This window comes from Methylomonas sp. MK1, from assembly GCF_000365425.1.
Classification (GTDB): Bacteria; Pseudomonadota; Gammaproteobacteria; order Methylococcales; family Methylomonadaceae; genus Methylomonas.
The window spans coordinates 37,698-52,478 of record NZ_AQOV01000003.1 but is presented as its reverse complement, the minus strand read 5'-3'; the positions used below and the strand labels follow the sequence as shown (position 1 = coordinate 52,478).

9 protein-coding genes are annotated in these 14,781 nt (G+C 48.9%); 3 read left to right on the top strand and 6 right to left on the bottom strand.

Features of this window, described 5'->3' with window-relative positions:
* Window positions 1–5 precede the first annotated feature (5 nt).
* The 3 genes from G006_RS0124105 (at window position 6) to G006_RS0124095 (ending at window position 1,564) form a co-directional block, all read left to right on the top strand.
* Window positions 6–704: a TraX family protein gene (locus G006_RS0124105; protein WP_020485791.1), complete on the top strand. Its 699-nt coding sequence runs from the start codon at window positions 6–8 to the stop codon at window positions 702–704.
* Window positions 705–714: 10 nt separating this feature from the next.
* The gene (locus G006_RS26445) at window positions 715–1,203 is read left to right on the top strand and encodes an OmpA family protein (RefSeq protein WP_020485790.1); all 489 of its coding nucleotides are present in this window, start codon (window positions 715–717) and stop codon (window positions 1,201–1,203) included.
* A 151-nt stretch (window positions 1,204–1,354) separates the two neighbouring features.
* Window positions 1,355–1,564, top strand: coding sequence for a cold-shock protein (locus tag G006_RS0124095; protein ID WP_026147275.1), 210 nt, complete (start codon window positions 1,355–1,357; stop codon window positions 1,562–1,564).
* A 376-nt stretch (window positions 1,565–1,940) separates the two neighbouring features.
* On the opposite strand, the gene G006_RS29570 is transcribed toward G006_RS0124095, so the two are convergent.
* From G006_RS29570 to recC, 6 genes are all read right to left on the bottom strand, one after another.
* Window positions 1,941–2,144 carry a KTSC domain-containing protein gene (locus tag G006_RS29570; RefSeq protein ID WP_442785770.1) on the bottom strand — a complete coding sequence of 68 codons (204 nt, stop codon included), beginning with the start codon at window positions 2,142–2,144 and terminating at the stop codon, window positions 1,941–1,943.
* Between the two features lie 23 nt (window positions 2,145–2,167).
* Window positions 2,168–3,943, bottom strand: a complete 1,776-nt coding sequence (locus G006_RS0124090; protein ID WP_020485787.1) for an ATP-binding protein — start codon at window positions 3,941–3,943, stop codon at window positions 2,168–2,170.
* Window positions 3,940–5,229: an SIR2 family NAD-dependent protein deacylase gene (locus G006_RS0124085; RefSeq protein WP_020485786.1), complete on the bottom strand. Its 1,290-nt coding sequence runs from the start codon at window positions 5,227–5,229 to the stop codon at window positions 3,940–3,942. Before G006_RS0124085 ends, G006_RS0124090 begins: the two co-directional genes overlap by 4 nt.
* 83 nt (window positions 5,230–5,312) lie before the next feature.
* A complete protein-coding gene (gene recD, locus G006_RS0124080; protein WP_020485785.1) occupies window positions 5,313–7,313 on the bottom strand; it encodes an exodeoxyribonuclease V subunit alpha in 2,001 nt (666 codons plus the stop codon).
* Window positions 7,310–11,023, bottom strand: coding sequence for an exodeoxyribonuclease V subunit beta (recB, locus tag G006_RS0124075; RefSeq protein ID WP_020485784.1), 3,714 nt, complete (start codon window positions 11,021–11,023; stop codon window positions 7,310–7,312). Before recB ends, recD begins: the two co-directional genes overlap by 4 nt.
* Entirely contained in the window at window positions 11,020–14,586 is a 3,567-nt protein-coding gene (gene recC, locus G006_RS0124070) for an exodeoxyribonuclease V subunit gamma (RefSeq protein WP_020485783.1), read from the bottom strand. The genes recB and recC overlap by 4 nt, the downstream gene beginning before the upstream one ends.
* Between the last annotated feature and the right edge of the window lie 195 nt (window positions 14,587–14,781).

The window sequence follows — 14,781 nt, the reverse complement described above, 5'->3', positions numbered from 1 at the left end:
ACGAAATGAACTATCCTCGTGTAGTTGTCGCAGATGGCACCATCGAAGCCATCAAGTGGTTTTCCCTGATCCTAATGGTGATCGATCACACCAACAAATATCTATATAAGGGAGCCATTCCTGTTTTATTCAACATAGGCCGTTTGGCAATGCCGCTATTTGTTTTGGTCCTTGCCTATAACCTTGCAAGGCCAATGGCCTTCGAACGTGGTGTGCATATCCGGATAATAAAGCGATTAGCTTTGTGTGGATCGCTGGCAACACCGGCCTTCCTTGCCCTCGGTGGATTACTTGCTGGGTGGTGGCCGTTAAATTTTATGTTTGCGTTGTTGGTTCTCACCCTCACCATTTATCTAATTGAGTATCAAACAATCACGGGCTACCTAGCTGCTGCGTTAGTGTTTGTGCTGGGCGGTTCAGTGGTCGAATATTGGTGGCCTGGACTTGTGCTGGGCTTATCGGCATGGTGGTACTGTAAAACACCAAGGCTTGCTCCAGTGATTATTGCAGTTATATCCATTCTTTCCTTACGCTTGATCAGTGGCAATTATTGGGCACTGGCCGTACTGCCAGTTGCATTGTTGGCATGCTTAGTGAGATTGCCAATCCCGCGCGTTCAATGGGCTTTCTATGCCTTTTACCCATTGCACCTAACCGTTCTGTGGATCATTTCCATGACAGACACCGCATTTACCAATCTATAAGGAAATATTTATGACCAAGAAACGACTAGCAATATTCGCATTACTTTCGACCTGCGCAAACGTTGGCAATTCACAAACATTCCACGTTGAACCGATTACAGCGAACGTAGTAGCTGAAGATGCTTACGGAACCCCGCAATCAAATACCGTAACAGTCTTATTCGACAATTGTAGTGTTATTTTCCGCCCGAACTTTAGCGACTCAACCATTCTTGACGGTGCCCAGAATGCCGCCTTGATAACGGTCCGAGGGAGAACCAGTACACCTATACCCAGCGTCAAAGATGAACAGCTTGCATTGTCAAGGGCGTTATCTGCCCGAAAATATCTGATAGAGCGCGGCGTGTCTCCTTTGAAAATTCACGTGAATTACGCTTCCGGATCTGATTTTATCGCAGACAATTCAACACCCAAGGGAAAGCGTCAAAACCAGAGGGTTGAAATTGAACTGGTGTACGTCACACCGACAAGCAGTTACTCGTCGGTCCCCCAATTGTAGGAAAGTAAAGTACCTACCCACAGTAACCTTGCCGGCATTTTTTGTGGTTTTATTTTATCGATCACGCATTTCACCTTAAATAAGCGATAATCGGCATTCTGTCCGTATGAACAATACGCCAGCAATGGTTTTTTTAAAGAAAGAGAATTTTATGGCAGCACTAGTAGAAGGCAAAGTAAAGTGGTTCAACGATGAAAAAGGCTTTGGTTTCATTGAGCAAGCCGGCGGCAAAGATGTCTTTGTCCACTTTAGTGTGATCCAAGGCAGCGGTCGGAAAAGCCTGATCGAAGGCCAGCGCGTGACCATGGAAGTGACCTCTGGGGCTAAGGGCCCACAAGCTGAAAACGTGACGCCTTTATAGTCGTCTCATCAGAGGTCTGCCAAGCGTGACCCCGATCCGGTCTAAACGCTTGTTTTGTAGGAAGGCAATCAAGAATCCTACCGGGTAATCAAGTCGCATACTGGCGAGGTAATACTGTTGCATGCCATCGCACCATCAACCCCAGTGGTGGATCGGGTCTGCAACGAAACCCCGCGTTCAGTAGGCAGCTTGATTTCCTAACTACCTATTTTTATTATAAAAACAGACGGTAAAAATCAACAATTTAACATAATCGATCTTATGCGAAGTCATAAACAATGTTAGTGCAATAGAGTCATGTCCTGTTTTAGCAAAGTTGAAATGTCCTATCCGGAGTCACTTAACAACGTGGGTTAATTTACCCGGGGGTCGGTAGCTAAACTCGCTCGTAAGGATAGACGTTTTTATAGTTCCTATTGAGATAGGAACCAACGGATGAAGCAGTTCTCAGATTTTCAAACTCGTATTCGGTTACGCCTTTATATACATATACTGAACCATCAAGGAACTGAACATATACCCCCTGATTCTCTGCATCGTAACCTACAGCTGATATGTTTGATGAGCTAACTGATTGCATTTCTGGCAATGACATAATTTCTCCTAATTGAATGTTTGGTTTCTCCAGTTACGGACACTAATTTTGTATTCTTCCTCGTTTGGTCGTGCGTTTGTCCAGAGTTTCGAGGCAATCGGATCAGAACTTTTTACCGCATTATCGGCCTGGAAGAATTTGATGCGTGAAGGAATGCGAACGGCCTCGCCACTAACAATGGCTTCACCAGTTCTCAAGCTTGATAATACATCTGCCATTTCTCGCAACTCGTCCTGCATTGCTGATGAAACATGCCCCTTATCACGTGTATTCGTCATTCTCAGAGCGATAATTGAGCCACATTGGCTTAAAACAGTTTCGTCTAACTCTGATGGTCGTTGTGTGACGAGCAGCATACCAACTCCATACTTTCTCCCCTCTTTTGCAATCACTTGAACAGTCCGTGAAGAGATGGAGTCCTCGCCAGACTTTAGGTAGGCATGAGCCTCATCCAAAACAACGAGCAACGGTTGCTTTTTCCCCCCGACGAGAGTGTTTTGTCCCCAATAAAGTGCGTCGTAGGTGATCTTTAAAATGCAGCCTGCAATTGTCTGCATAATATTTGATGGAATTGTAGATAAATCCAAAATTGAAATTGGAGTGCCGTGGCTGAACCAAGTTGAAAACAATTGTGGTAAGTCATTAGCAGTCATCCCGCTGATGTCTGGAGAATAGCCACTCGGCCTGAATAAAAAATTATAGCGTTGATCCAAAAGACGAGAACGCATGCCGTCTAGGAATCCAAGGATTCCTTTTGCTTTGGTGTTTAGAAATGGAGCACTACTTCCTAAACCGGCTGGTGGATACTGATTTGATCTCAGTGTCTCTGCGTCTCCTTGAACTATAAGTTCTTCTGGTGTTATTCGGTCAGCCTTAAGGGTTGTTCGTTCAAAATTATCCAATTCGAACCATAGTTGGTTAATAGAAAATGGAATTGGGCTATCCGCAGTAATTGCTTCTTCCCGCAAGTCGCCAATGGCCGTAGCCGAGACTCGCTTAAGCTCCAGAACTCTACTGCGAATATAATCTTCATTCTGATCGGAGAGTTTCCCCGGAAATATTGCCATTAGCTCCTTAAACGGAAGTGCCCAGAAAGGAACGCACAACTCCCCTTCACCGAGTTTGGCATTTGCCTCCACTCTAAAAACACGGCACTTTCCAGACAATGAGCTTGCATACTCACCATGGGGATCGATCATAAGAATTCTATTGCTCGGAAGCGGTTTTTCAGCAATTGCGTTAACGACAATGCTTACAGCGTTTGATTTGCCGCTACCTGTTGAGCCAATAATCGCACAGTGTCTGGATATGAGCTTGTCCATATCCAGTTGCGCGGAGAGACCTTCAGATGCACTTTGATTGCCAATAACAATCGACGACTGGGCATCGTATCCCCCATATACAATACGAAGGTCTTCATTTGTTACGAGGTGTACTTGGTCACCAGAAGTTGGTGATTGCAATACTCCTCTCTCAAAGGAAGCGCCAATCTGCTCACCGACTAGTATCATTCGTAACCAGCGATGTCCGTCAACGATTGATGGATTTTCTTTGTACGCGATTAGTAGAGGCTCTGGCATTGCCAGCATGCCAGCCTGTGTAATGAGGCCATACAGGTTAGCGTATCCGAGTGGGATTTTAAGGAATGAGCCTATTTGTCCAATTCTATAAACAGTGCCATCTACTATTGGCATGTTAGATGGATAGCTACTGGCCATTTTGATCGTCACTGTATTGCCACTGACGCTTTCAACTTCTCCAATATGTGTAGGGTTATGTTTCATACTGATTTCGCAGAATCACGAACGGTTTCAGTTGTCGATAATCCATAGAGGAATTCAGTTAGCTGGCAAAAATCTGGGAGAAGAAATCTACCGGCCCCCGTCCATTTTTCATTTCCTTTATGCTCGCCTGTTTCTTCGGATGGTATGGCTGCGTCTTCATCAAAGTATTGATCGATCCGAATTGATTCATCGGATTTCGGCTCACTTCTTAGTTGCCATTCACCGAACTTGCCACCGATCACTGCATGTCTTAACCCATAAACTGACATTTTTCCACCAGTGCCATGTGTAGCCATGGATCGGACTTTGTCGGTTACATTAGTAAGCCCAAAAACTGTCGTCTTATTGTCGATATCCTTATATTGGTCGTAATATAATGCAATAACGTGTGAGTTGGCTCCGCGTCGCAGTGAGGTCGCTATCCGTTCGTTAATATGGTTATCTCCAAAGGAATAACCGCAGGTAATAAGAACCGCATCATCCTGTTGTAGAAATGAACAAAGGCGATCAATGAGACCAACATAGGGTTGCTTTTTTGATGTGTTGTATTTTAGGTGAGACGGATAAATCAAAATTGATTCCGCAGCTGCTGAGTTATTTCGAATTACCGCTTTATCGCTATCGCGGTATGTCCACCCGAGAGAACCGTGCATTTTCCACAGCTTCACCAAATGCGGATATGCCTCGACATCTTCAACGGCCTCAGGGCAGAAGAACGGCTCATAACTTCCCGAAAATCCGTCAAAATAAGGGATTCCAGAACCTTCCAGAGCTATTTCAAAAAGATAGTCATAGTTAGTGGTAAAGATTTCTGCTGGGAAGCTCCTCCTTGCTTTTGAAATCCAATTTGAAAGTTTTGAATGTGCTAAATTGTTTCTATCCTCTGGCTTTAAAGTATTATGGATCGATACAAGATTTACTACATGACCTTTCACGCAAGTGGCGAGGTCTGTAAAACCTGAGGAATCGAGTCCATTTAGCATTCCGGATCCAATGACCGCTCTTTTAGCTTCAATGCTAGAAAGGAGCGATTCAATGTTGAAAAGCTCGTCGCCGATCTCTCCACGTATCTCCTTAACGGCGGCGGCAAATATTTCAGAACACTTTTCAACTTCAGAGACTATCTTAGTTGTCATGTCAGCGACGGCTGGCACGCGAGTTGACGGGATGCCAGTTGCAAAAGATGAACCCGCTCCGAAGAGAAAACCGATGCGTTTTTTGTCGGAAATTAATATTTGATGGATGCCGCGAATATATTCGCGTGGGTCGTGTGTGTGCAAATTCATAGTGTTTTTTCCGAACCAGTTAGTTGAAGTTTTGGGGCTCGCTCGATAACCCGCAGACGACAAGGGCTTGCGTCAATCATCCACTATATGCAAGATGCCAAAATAGCTTGATTAAACACATCCCCACTACTTTCCAGCAAGGTGAAGTTTTCTTTCGCTCGGGTGATGCCCGTGTAGATCAGTTCACGGGTGATAACAGGACTTCTGTTTTCAGGCAGTACCAAGGCAACGTGGCTAAACTCTGAGCCCTGGGATTTATGGACCGTGATGGCAAAAGCCGTTTCCACATCCGGCAGCCGCATCGGTGATATCCAGCGTATCTTTATATCGGCCAAGGGATCGTCGTTTGGAAATGCCACCCTCAGTTTTCCGTTGCTGTCTTTAAGCGCAATGCCGATATCGCCGTTCATCAGGCCCAAATTGTAATCATTCCGAGTCACCATGACGGGACGGCCTTCATACCAAAGGCTGGGTTTTTGTTGTAGAAACAACCAGTCTTCGATACGCTGATTGAGCTCTTCTATCCCCCAGACGCTACGGCGCAGAGCGCAGAGCACCTGGAAGGTATCAAAGGCTACCAGTACTTGTTTAGCCCAGTCATCGTATTGGGTGCTATCGGCTGGACGATTTTCCTCGATCACGGCCAGATAATAGCCATAGCCTTGACGATCATTGGGTTTGCCGTTGTCATTGACGCCGGCATTCAAGGTCACCAGCTTTTTTAACAAGCGGTTTGCCGCATCCGGATTAGGCTGTTCTCTCAGCTTTAAATACTCTGTACGCGGTTCAGGTATTAAATCCGCATAGGTGCTTAGATTATTCAAGACGGTTTGGGCTTGCTCGGCATTCCCTAGATTCACCGCTTTGGCCAGCTGGCCAATACCACTGAGTTCATTAAACCGGTGGCTATAACGAAGCATGATGGTTTGTTGGTTGATCGCCGAACCGGTAATGGCGGGCGCATCTAACAGCGCACCCGCATACTGGCTAATCCATGCCCGTGTTGATTCGTCGTAGGCACTGTTTTCGGCGCCAAAGCATAAATCCCCCATCACAGAACCGGCTTCGACAGATGCCAATTGATCCTTGTCGCCCAGCAATATTAATTGGGCGGCATCTGGCAGCGCCTCGAGCAACGAGGCCATCATTTCCAGATCTATCATCGAGCCCTCATCGACAACCACTATATCCGCGACGATGGGATTATCTCGATGATGAATAAATTGCCGAGAGTCGTGCCGGCTTCCCAATAAGCGATGCAAAGTGCTGGCTTTCTTGGGGATGGCTTGTTTGATGTCCTCACTGACGTTCAGATGATCGAGCGCCTTGCCAATGGATTCACTGACCCTAGCGGCCGCTTTGCCGGTGGGTGCGGCCAATAAAATATTCAGCTTTTTCGTGTGGTTTGATTCGTATTGCGTCAGGTTAATCAATAGTGCTAAGAGCTTCGTCAAAGTCGTGGTTTTACCGGTACCCGGTCCACCGGTAATGATGGTAAACCGCGAACGCAAAGCCAACACACAGGCGATTTTTTGCCAATCTGGGATCTTTGAGTTTTCAGCTGTTTCAGGGATAGCAGGAAACAAGGCTGTTAATTGATCGAGCAACGCTACGGGCAAATGCTCTCGGATTGGCAACAAGCGTTGTTGAATACTCGTATTCAGGGTTTGCTGATAGTGCCAGTAACGTCGTAAATATAAACGCCCCCCTTCCAAAACCAAAGGTGTGCTGCCCTGCCCCAACGCAACCAGCTTCGATTGTTTCAGCGCCGATAGCCAATGTTCCAAATTAAATGCTTGCAGCGCCGATAACTCGCGGTTTGCAAATTCATGCTCGACTATCCAGGCATCATCGGTCGGAATGGCCAGCGTCAAGCCAGGCTGTTGACAGAGTTTTTCCAAATCCAGATACACTTCGCCGCGATCCAACTGGTGACTGACCAGGGCTCCGGCCCACAGGACGGCATCGCTCGCCTCCTGATCCTGATCGAGCAGAAATCGGACGAAAGCTCTGTTCAAGTGGCTTAACCAACCCCGCACTATCCATTGATCCATGTTTTCAAGTACGGATAATCCCTGCGTCATAGTGTGTCTCCATTCAGCGTCGATGCCGAAAAAAGTTTATCCAGGTCTTCGATGAGTTCACGCGGCGGTTTAGTAAACAGCCTGCCACCGCTTGGGCTTTCCGATCCACGCAGAAACAAGTAAAGCCCGCCGCCAATATGTGTTTCGTAATCGTACTGCGTACCCAGCCGAACCTTCAGCAAACGGTGCAACGCCAGTAAATAGAGTGAATATTGCAAATCGTAGCGTTTTGACAGCATCGCCTTTTCTAGCGCCGCCGGCGTATAACTCGCATCATCATTGCCCAGGCTATTAAATTTGTAATCAACCACGTAATATTGCTGGTTATATACAAACACCAGATCCATAAAGCCTTTTAATAAGCCGTTGACATATCTCGGCAGCAAACTTGGCCGAGGTTGTCCAGCAAACGTATGTCGGGTCACCAGCTGGTCTAAGACTTGAACATCCACGGAGTCTGCACCCAGCAAAAACTCCATTTCAGCTTGATAGGCGTCGGCACCGAGTTGGGCCAAACTTAGATTTTCACCTTCCAACAAGGGCATACTTAACCAGACCGACAACGCCGAGGCAATAATGTCCTGTTTGTGGGTCCATTCACTGGCGGTAAAGCCCTTTTGGATTAACTGTAGACCGAGCGCCGAATTGGCCTGCACGGCCGAAAAGCCTAGCTGTGCGCATTGCTCCAGCAGGTCATGAATTAATACCCCAGGCCCTGAGCCCCTGGCTAAACCATGGATGCCGGTCAGTGTTTTTAGCGTCGGCGATACATTTAGGTCTGCTTCATCGTTTTGCTTATCGTCCCGAGCGGTTTCCAGTTCTTGCGGCAGATGCGGCTGCTCCTCGCTAATCAATTGGGTCTCTTCAATTTGCAAGGCGCTATAGCTTGCCACCCACCAATTATTCGTAATTCTAGCGGCGGCGACACGCGTGGGCTCCAACTGTTCGGTTTGTTGCGGGGCGAGGTAAGGCTCATCGTTGATGGCGGGTAGTCCGGTCAACGTGATGGACTCGCAATCGCCTTTCAGTTGCGTCAGTTGAGGACTCAGCTCGCCGGCGGGCTGCCCGGCTTGCCAGTTCAACAGAGAACCCATGGCGGATTTTTCCAGCTGGCATTCTTTGGTATTACCGAATTTAACCGGCGCAATCCCTAACCAGCAAGCATAACGCGCTCGGGTCATGGCGACATACAGTAGCCGCAAATCTTCCTGCAGGCGTTCTTCATCGCTTAACGCTCTGATGTCATCCGTCTTCGTCAAATCAATGTTGAGGATTTGATGTTCATCGTGGTAGCGGTAGTGGGTATTGAAACGGCTGCTGATCTCTCTAAAGCTACAAATAAAAGGCAGAAAAACCAAGGGATACTCAAGTCCCTTGGATTTATGGATGGTAATGATTTTGATCAGATTGGCATCGCTTTCCAGCCGGATAATGCCCTCGTCTCCGGATTGACTGCTCTCGGCTTCGATGGCCTCCGCCAGATAGCGGATTAAAGCCTGCTCGCCTTCGAGCTGACCACTGGCTTGCTGCAGCAGCTCTGCCAGATGCAATAGATTGGTGATACAGCGTTCGCCCTCACTTTCCGCGGTGAGTCGCGCATGCAAGCCATAATCGCTCATCAGTTGCCGTAAGGTCGGTAAAATGCCATCCTGCTGCCAGCGTGCCTGATAGCCCAAGAAACGTTCTAGTTGCTGTTCCCAGCCGGGTTCATCCAAAGCCAGTTGATGCAGTGTTTGGTAAGGCCAGCCAAAGGTGGCGGTACTTAACGCGGTGCGCACCTTGCGTTCATTACGCGGTTCGGCGAGCGCTTTCAGCCACAGCAAGAGGTCTGTAGCCTCACGGCTGGCAAAGATCGAGTCGCGCTCGGACAGATAGACGCTACGCAATTGGCGTCTGGCCAGTGCGTTTCGCATCACTTTGGCTTCGGCGCCGCTTCTGACTAAAATCGCAATATCCGAGGGCTGTAAGGACTTTAACTTTTTTAACGATTTAAAACCGGTACGGCCTTGCGTCGCCAAATTCAGCAAGCCCACAATCTCGCTGGCCGTCACTTCGGCCATGGTTTGCCGATATTCCGGCAGTCCCACGGGCTTTAGCTGGCCATCGGCATCGGTGATATCCCAATGCCAGAGCGTTAAGGCCGGCGCCGCCAGATCGTTGATGACCCATTCATCCTCACGGCCTTTGGCGGCCACCGGAATGAAAGGTAAGGGGTTGTCGTCCTCACGCTTGAAACGAAAAGCCCCATTGGGTTGCTGATCGGCTTGCAGAAAGACCTGATTCACCGCGTCCACCAAGTTCTGGGTAGAACGGTAGTTGGTGCCTAGCGTGTAATGCTTCCCCGCCGTATCCTGATGAGCCCTGAGATAGGTATAAATATCGGCGCCCCGGAACGAGTAGATCGCTTGTTTGGGATCGCCAATCATCAAGCAGCCCACTTCAGCATCACCCTCTGCCGGGTACAGGGTGGAAAAAATACGGTATTGAACCGGGTCGGTATCCTGAAACTCATCGATTAACGCGATGGGGTATTGCTGGCGAATCACGCTTGCCAAACGCTGACCGTTGTTGCCTTGCAGGGCTTGATCAAGACGGGTCAGCATGTCATCGAACGTCATCCGCGCCACACGTTGCTTTTCACTGTCGTAACGGTTGCGAATCCAGTGGATGGCGTGTTTGATCAGTTCGATTTTTAAATTCGGTAGTGCAGCCAGCTGTCCCGGCAATTGGCTAATCGCCTCAAAGCCGGGATGCACGGGTGGCGTTTGGCCCGATTTGGCGAGGTTTGCCATACCGGCCGGGGATAGGCTTTTAAAACCCGTTAAAAGATCAAGCGATTCCTGATTCGGATCAGAACTCCAGGTGATTATTTTATCGATCCAGCTCTTAATGGAATTAGACTTATAGTTTGTGCCGGGCAGCACTTTGTTTTTAACCGCTGTTTCCACTAACTCTTTAATTTCACCTGCCCATTGTCCCCAAGGTTGCTTGAGTAATTGCAAAACCTCTTGTTTGGCGGTATTGACTGTTGTCATCAAGGTTTTGATGTCTTGATCGGGAGTCAGGCAGTTCGCAATCGGATCGGCGTTATTTAACAGCGTGCGAATTTCCTTCAGCAAGTTATCCGGTTGCTGAAAAAGGCTATAGAGCGACTGAAAATCCGGGTCGTCATACACCATGTCGTAATAGAAAGTGCGCCAATAATCCCTGACGACTTCATTTAACAGCTCGGTATCATCGGTATTAACCTCTTGATGAAACAGGCTGCCACTATCGAACGCATGTTGTTGCAACATGCGATTACACCAGCTGTGGATGGTGTAGACGGCCGCTTCATCCATCCAGTTGGCGGCCAGTTCCAGACGCCGGGCACACGCTGACCAGAGAGCGGGATCATAATCCGCGCGGATGGCTTCCAGAAAGGCATCGTTTTTCACCGGTTGCTCACGGAAAAAACGCGCTACCTGGCTAAGGCGTTCTCGAATCCGTTCGCGCAATTCTTTAGTCGAAGCTTCGGTAAAGGTAACGACCAGAATTTCCGGTGGCAATAACTCGCGTCTTGGGACAGACTCGTCGAGCTGATGTCCCAGTATCAAGCGCACATAGAGTGCCGCAATGGTATAGGTCTTACCCGTCCCGGCGCTGGCTTCAATCAAACGGGTACCGGACAAGGGAAAAGTCACCGGATTTAACGCAATCGCCGTGGTCATTCTGACGCTCCCTGTGCCGTTTCGTATTGCTGGATTTGATTAAAAGCCGGCTGATACAACGTTTCAGCCCAATACTGAAAAGCCTTGTCCTGATCGGAGTTTAGATCCGACTTTTGAGCGGTTTCCAGATGGCTTTGATTTAAACTGGCAAAATTCGGAAAGAATCGTGTCAGATAAGCATCATATTTTACCTCCCCTGACGTCCAATCGTCCCCTTGGTATCGGCTAAGGGCTTTTTCCAGGGCTTTGTCCTGATCACTGCCGGCAGAGGCGGCCAACCAGGCAAAAGCCGTTTTGCAGGCTACCGGCAACGGAGCTTGCATCCCTTGGTGATAGGCTTCGACCAGTGATTTTAGCGTGGCATAAGCCTCGGCTTGATCAATGGTGGGGATTTCTATCACCACATCTGCAGCAATCACCAGCGTTTGTACCGGTAAATGATCCGCACACGCGGCTAAGTGCTGCACCCAATGCAACAACAAATTGGGGTATTTGAGGGTTTTGTCTTTATCTTTATTGATTAAGCGCTGGGCGGTTAAATAAATCAAACCATCCCCCTGCTGATCACTACTGCGCCGTAATTGACTCAGGTCACCTGTCAATTGCACAGTCACCCCATCGGCCAGGGTAAAGGGCGGCAAATGGGTGGCATGAGCATCAAGTTCGGTGGACCAGACCGGCAGCACTGATTGATACTGCTGCCACGCCAATTTGACCGGTTCGCTAATGGCGTCATACGTTGCCTGAGCAAACCCACCTAGAGGCAGCAGGCCCTGCTGTGCCATGGCGGATTGTTGCTGAGCAAAAAACGCATCGGTGTTTTTGAGATCGGCGCCGTTAGCCAGTTCACTGTTTAAGCTTTGCAGCAAGGCTTCACTTAATACAAACGATTGCAGAGTGTTAAAGCCAAACGGTTCATGATCTTCGCTGGTGACCGTTTCCTCGTCGAAACCAAACTTGAGCGTATGATTACAGAAAGCTTTGACTGGGGCTTTCAAAAAACGGGCCAGCGACTCCAGGGAAAGAGTGAACCCTTTTTCTTCCGGCTTGGGTGCGGATAGCTCAGACAAGGGGCTATCCGTTGCCGGCTCATACCATTCCCGCGCATAAGTAAACAAGCGTGGATCGCGATTTTGCAGCACATAGGCCAGACTAAACGGTTGCAGGGGATGTTCAACCGTCAATGACGCCAGTAAGGAGACTTCATCCGCAAGCCTCCACCCCTGAGCCAACACCTCGCGTAATTGACTGATCAACACCGAAGGCGGCCGCTCACTGTTATCGCGGATGCTGCGCCCTACCCAGCTGATATACAGTTGCTGTCTTGCCGATAATAAGGCTTCCAGAAACAGGTATTGATCGTCCTGCCGGCGCGAACGGTCGCCGGGACGATACTGACCACGGTGGCTCATCAAATCAAAGCTGGGCGCTTGTTGATTGCGCGGATAATCGCCGTCGTTCATGCCCAATAGGCAAATCAACCGGAACGGAATGGCACGCATCGGCATCAAGGTACAGAAATTAACGCGGCCACTGAGAAATCTTTGATGCAAGGAAGGTTCATCCACGCTGGTAAGCCAGGCCTCTCGCACGACATTGATCGGCATCACATCCGTTTTCGTTAAGCCCGCTTGTTCACAGGACTGGCCCCACTTGGCTAAGGAACTGGTCAGCGTTTCCAGGGTTTTTCGTTCCTGGTCGTTGCTGATGCTAAAAAAATCCTCCAGTAGTGCTAAGAGGGTCAATTGCCAATCCTTCGTATTTTGTTCACGTCTGAGCAAACTGGCGTATTTCTCAAGGGACTCCAACAGAAAGGACAGATCTCCGACCCATTGTGCCTCCAGCCCGCCGATTTCCGCATATGGCTCAATCTGTGCAAAAGCTTCGCCGGCGCCCACCGCATAACCCAATAACATTCGGCGTAAACCAAACTGCCAGGTATTCGCCTCCAGATTGGACGGCATACTCACCGATTGAGTCCGTTGTTCGGCATTTAAGCCCCAACGGATGCCTGCTTCTTCAATCCATTGATGTAATTTTGGAATAGCCGATTCATCGATATCAAAACGCGCCCGCAGTGCCGGCACTTCCAGTAAGCCCAGAAACTCACTGACGGTAAAACGCGATTCCGGTAAGTTCAGTAAAGCCTCGACGGCCACCAGCATGGGGTTTTGACCGCGTTGTTGCTGGTCGGCCAAGCTGTAGGGAATATAGCGCGGATCATCCGCTTGAATCTGCCCGAACACCGCGCGGATATGCGGCGCATATTGATTGATGTCCGGCACCATCACAATCACATCGCGCGGGTAAAGCGGTTCCCGGTTTTGTTTTGCCGCAGCAAAACGGGCGAGCAATTGATCATGCAGAATTTCGACTTCACGCTGCGGACTGTGGGCAATATGAAAGGCGATGGAATCATCCGCTGCGAGTAAGAGTATGGGCTCTTCAGGCAAAGGCTCCAGATCGAGAATGGACTGCTGGAGATTTTGCAATAAACTGCGTTGACTGGGCTCCCCATAGTCTTTGAATAGATCGATTTTGTTCTGTGGCCAATGCCAGTGCTCATAGTGCTGGGTTTCATCAAAATGGTCCAGCAATCGAATGTAATCACGGCCCTGTTTACCCCAGGCAGCCAGTAAAGGTGGCGCATGCAGATGCAGTTCTTCGGCGGTCAATGAAGAGGTCATCCCCGCTTTATAGGACTGACGCCGGCGCTCGGCTTTGAGGAGCTCTTTGTCTTCGATGATGTCAGCCCAGTAATGCTGGCAAGGGTTATGGACAAACAACACAATCTGACAAAACTTGCCAAGCTTGGCCAACACTTCAAGCGATTGTTGCGGCAGGGACGATAGCCCAAACAGAATAATCCGCCGTGGAATCCCCGCAGGACGCTGTTCCAGCGTATCGATATGCGTCATAAACTGCGCATGTACTGATGCTCGACTGGCGAACTGCATGGACGCCTCGCCCAAATCCTCAAGCACCGCCCGCCATAAAAGGGCTTGCCAGTGCTGTTGTTCGGGCAGAGGCTTGATCTCACCGTGGGCGTTGCGCAACACATCATTCCCTTCGGCCCAATCCGAAATCCAGTCCGAACGGTACACCTGATATTGGTCGAACAAATCCGCGAGTTGTTCGGCCAGTTGGTAACGTTTACGGCTGTTGCTGTCATCAGCCAAAAAGCTGGCCAGGGTTTCAAAACCGGATTGCGTAACCAGAATTGGCAACAAACGATACAAGCGCCAAATCAGCGGGGCTTTTGCCAGAAGTTGCTCTTTAGGAATTTGCTCGCCCAATACCGCACGATAGGCACCCCAGATGAACAACGAGGGCAATTGCATTTTAGTAGCGGCGGCAATGCCTAATAAGGCATTTTGGGCCAAATTTTGTTTTAACCACTGCCCCATGCCATTGCTCTGCACCAGGAAAATCTCATTCTCCAAGGGGGCTAGCGGGTGTTGGCGTAGCCAATATTCCACGACATCACGGAGTTCTTCCAATTGATTCGAATGAATCACGGCAATACCGCTATCCAGTGGGCTGATGTGATTTGATTCGGTCATGTCAGTTGTTCTATGGTTTTAGTGGTCGACTCAGTGCATCTCGCCAATGATCAACTTGGCTACTGTCATCCCTTGTATGTTATGTGAGAACGATCCATAAAGATTTTGAAGAAAGATAGACGTTATCCCACGAAGCCGAAACATCGTGCTTGTAGAAAGCCTGGGGCGTCTTTCTTCATTTGTTGTCAGAGCCCG